Source organism: Streptomyces sp. C, assembly GCF_000158895.1.
In the GTDB taxonomy this organism is placed as follows: domain Bacteria; phylum Actinomycetota; class Actinomycetes; order Streptomycetales; family Streptomycetaceae; genus Streptomyces; species Streptomyces racemochromogenes.
In genome coordinates this window covers 3,332,978-3,336,601 of the sequence record NZ_GG657750.1, presented here as the reverse complement: position 1 = coordinate 3,336,601, position 3,624 = coordinate 3,332,978, and the positions used below count along the sequence as shown (strand labels likewise).

3 protein-coding genes are annotated in these 3,624 nt (G+C 75.3%); all 3 read left to right on the top strand.

Annotated elements, in window-relative coordinates:
- A partial coding sequence (locus SSNG_RS14775; protein ID WP_128636968.1) for a lipid II flippase MurJ occupies positions 1-1,643 on the top strand: 1,643 nt, incomplete at its 5' end.
- Positions 1,633-2,409 carry a polysaccharide deacetylase family protein gene (locus SSNG_RS14770; RefSeq protein WP_007264638.1) on the top strand — a complete coding sequence of 259 codons (777 nt, stop codon included), beginning with the start codon at positions 1,633-1,635 and terminating at the stop codon, positions 2,407-2,409. The genes SSNG_RS14775 and SSNG_RS14770, both read left to right, overlap by 11 nt.
- A 68-nt stretch (positions 2,410-2,477) precedes the next feature.
- The coding region (locus SSNG_RS14765; RefSeq protein WP_007264637.1) for a glycosyltransferase at positions 2,478-3,624 on the top strand (1,147 nt) is incomplete at its 3' end.

Genomic DNA, 3,624 nt, shown 5'->3' with positions numbered 1-3,624 from the left:
CGGCGGCAGCGGGGCCGCTCCGCTCGGCCGGTTCAGGGGGCCGCAGCCGTCACCGCCGGACTGACCGCCGCCGGGGAGGGTTCGGACTCGTACGCGACCAGACCATCGCGCACCTCTTCGGCGCCGGGCACGACAGCGACGCCTTCCTCATCTCCTGGACCGTCCCCGAGATGGCCTCGACGCTCCTCATCGAGGACGCCATGGCCCTGCTGATGGTCCCCGCCTTCAGCCACGCCCTCGCCCGCCGCGCCGCCAGCCGCGCCGGCCTCACCCGCCGCGAGGCCCGCGCGGCCGACCCCGTACGCCTCCTCGTCGGCGCCACCCTGCCCCGGCTCGCCGTGTTCCTCGCCGCCGTGGCCTCCGTCCTCATCGTCGCCGCACCGCTCGTCGTCGGCGTCCTCGCACCCGGCCTGCCCGACCCCGAACTCGCCGTCCAGTGCACCCGGATGACCGCCCTCACCGTCATCACCTTCGGCATCGCCGGGTACTTCAGCGCCGCCCTGCGCGCCCACCGCTCGTTCCTGCCGCCCGCCGCGATCTACGTCTCCTACAACGTCGGGATCATCGGCACCATGGTCGCCCTCCACGCCCTGTGGGGCGTCCGGGCCGCCGCCGCCGGGGTCGCCGTCGGCGGGCTGCTGATGGTCCTCGTCCAGCTCCCCGCCTTCATCCGCAACGTCGGCTTCGCCCCCAGCCGCGCCAAGGGCGCCCCGCGCAGCCAGCGCGACCGCGACCGGCCCACCCTCATCGCCTTCGGGGTGATCGCCCCCGTCATCTTCTTCGCGGTCTTCCGGCAGTCGCAGGTACTCGTCGAGCGCTTCCTCGCCGCCTCCCTGCCGCCCGGCGCCATCTCGCACCTCAACTACGCGCAGAAGGTCGCGCAGATGCCGATGGTGCTGTCCCTGATGATCTGCACCGTCACCTTCCCCGTCGTCGCCCAGGCCATGGCCGGCGGGGAACGCGAGAAGGCCCGCAGGCGGGTGGAACAGGACCTGGCGCTGGCCTCCCTCGCCGTCCTCATGGGCACCGCCCTCGTCATCGGCTACGCCCCGCAGATCATCCAGGTCCTCTTCGAACGCGGCGCCTTCACCCACCGGGACACCCTCGCCACCGCCTCCGCGATGCGGGTCTACGGCCTCGGCCTGCTCGGCCACTGCCTGGTCGGCGCGCTGTCCCGGCCCTTCTTCTCGACCGCCCGGCCCACCTGGTTCCCGGCGCTCGCGATGGGCGCCGGACTCCTGGTCAACATCGTCGCCGGGGCCCTCGCCGTCGGCTGGTGGGGCACCTACGGCATCGCCGCCGCCAACGCCGCCGGCATCTCCACCACCGCCGCCCTGCTCCTGACCGGCCTCGGCTCCCGCATCGTCGCCATCCAGGTCCGCCGCGTGGCCGTCAGCATCGGCCGGCTCGCCGTCGCGGCCGCCGCCGCCTGCGGCACCGGCTGGCTCGCCGGCCCGATGATCGCCGACCCGCTCGTCAGCGCCGCCCTCGGCTGCCTGCTCGTCCCCGCCATGTTCGGAGCCACCGGAATGGCCATACGGGCGCTGGAGATCACCGCCCTGCCCGGCCAGATCGCCCAGCTCGGCTCCCACACCGCCAACCGGATCACCCAGCTCACCCAGAGGTTCCGCCATGTCCGCTGACACCGACACGGCCCCCGCCGCCGTGACGGGCCCCGCCCGCCGGAGCCCGGCCCCGTGGGTCCTGATGTACCACTCGGTCGCCGAGTTCACCGACCCCGCCGAGGACCCGTACGGGATCACCGTCACCCCGGCCGCCCTGGAGGCACAGCTGCTGTGGCTGCGCGCCCGCGGGCTGCGCGGCGTCGGCGTCGGCGAACTGCTGCGGGCCCGCGCCGCCGGACGCGGCCGCGGCCTCGTCGGCCTCACCTTCGACGACGGCTACACCGACTTCCTGACCCGCGCCCTGCCCCTGCTGCGCCGGCACGACTGCACGGCCACCCTGTTCGTGCTGCCCGGCCGGCTCGGCGTCGACAACGTCTGGGACCCGCTGGGCCCCCGCAAGCCCCTCCTCACCGCCGAGCAGATCCGCGAAGTCGCCGCCGCGGGACAGGAGATCGGCTCCCACGGGCTGCTCCACCAGGACCTCACCGCCGCCCCCGACGACGTCCTCCAGCAGGAGCTGCGCGGCAGCCGCGAGCTGATCCGCGAGCTGACCGGCAGCCTCCCCGACGGCTTCTGCTACCCGTACGGGCACCTCGACGCCCGGGTCGTCGAAGCCACCCGCGACGCCGGCTACGACTACGCCTGCGCGATCTCCCCCGGCGGGCTCGCCGGCCGCCACGCCCTGCCGCGCACCCACGTCAGCCAGGCCGACGGAGCCGCACGGCTGCGCGTCAAGCGGCTGCGGCACCAGGTGCGGGAGCTGCGCAGGGGCGTGCTGCGGTGAAGGGCGGCAAGGGCGTGAAGGGCGGCAAGGGCGTGAAGGGCGGCAAGGGCGAGAAGGTCGCCGGGGACGTGAAGGACGGCAAGGACCGCAAGGACCTCAAGGACGTCAGGGCCCTGCACGTCATCACCGGGCTGGGAGTCGGCGGCGCCGAGCAGCAACTGCGCCTGCTGTTGCGGCACATGCCGATGCCCTGCGACGTGCTGACGCTGACCAACCCCGGACCCGTCGCCGAGGGGCTGCGCGCCGACGGGGTCCGGGTCGTGCACCTGGGCATGCGCGGCAACCGCGACCTCGGCGCCCTGCCGAAGCTGGTCCGGTTCATCCGGCGCGGCCGCTACGACCTCGTCCACACCCACCTCTACCGGGCCTGCGTCTACGGGCGCCTCGCGGCCCGGCTCGCCGGCGTCCCGGTCACCGTGGCCACCGAACACTCCCTCGGCGAGGGAGAGATCGAGGGCCGGCCGCTCACCGGCGGGGTGCGCGCCCTGTACCTGGCGAGCGAGCGGCTCGGCGCGGCCACCGTCGCCGTCTCCGGGACCGTCGCCGCCCGGCTGGAGGGGTGGGGCGTGCCCGCCGCCCGGGTGCACGTGGTCCCGAACGGGATCGAGGCCGCCCGCTTCCGCTTCGACGAGGGCGTACGCCGCGCCGCCCGGAGCCGGACCGGGCTGCCCGAACGCGCCTTCGTGGTGGGCGGGGTGGGGCGCCTGGTGCCGGGCAAGCGGTTCGACGTACTCGTCAGGGCCGTCGCCGCACTCCCCGGCGCGCACCTGCTGCTGGCCGGGGACGGCCCCGAACGGGCCGCGCTGCGGCTGCTCGCCGCCGAACTGGGTGCCCAGAGCCGGATCCACCTGCTCGGCGAGCGCGACCCGCTCGGCGACAGCCCCGACGGGCGCACCCCCGGGATCCCCGCCCTGCTGGCCGCCATGGACGTGTTCGTCTCCCCGTCGCGGGAGGAGGCGTTCGGGCTCGCCGTCGTCGAGGCGCTGGCCGCCGGGCTGCCCGTGCTGCACGTGACCTGCCCCGCCATCGACGACCTCGCCGCCGTGCAGGCCCCGGGGGCCCGCCGGATCGGCACCGGCACCGAGGAACTGGTCGCCGCGCTGCGCGGGCACATGGAAGCCGGCGCACGCCGGCTCCCGCCGCCCCCGGTGGTGCGCCGGTACGACATCACGCGCACCGCCGCGCAACTGCTGGACGTGTACGCCCTCGCGCTGA

Excerpts from the sequence above, each read along its gene's own strand:
- SSNG_RS14770 (WP_007264638.1), top strand. The coding sequence starts at position 1,633 with ATGTCCGCTGACACCGACACGGCCCCCGCCGCCGTGACGGGCCCCGCC.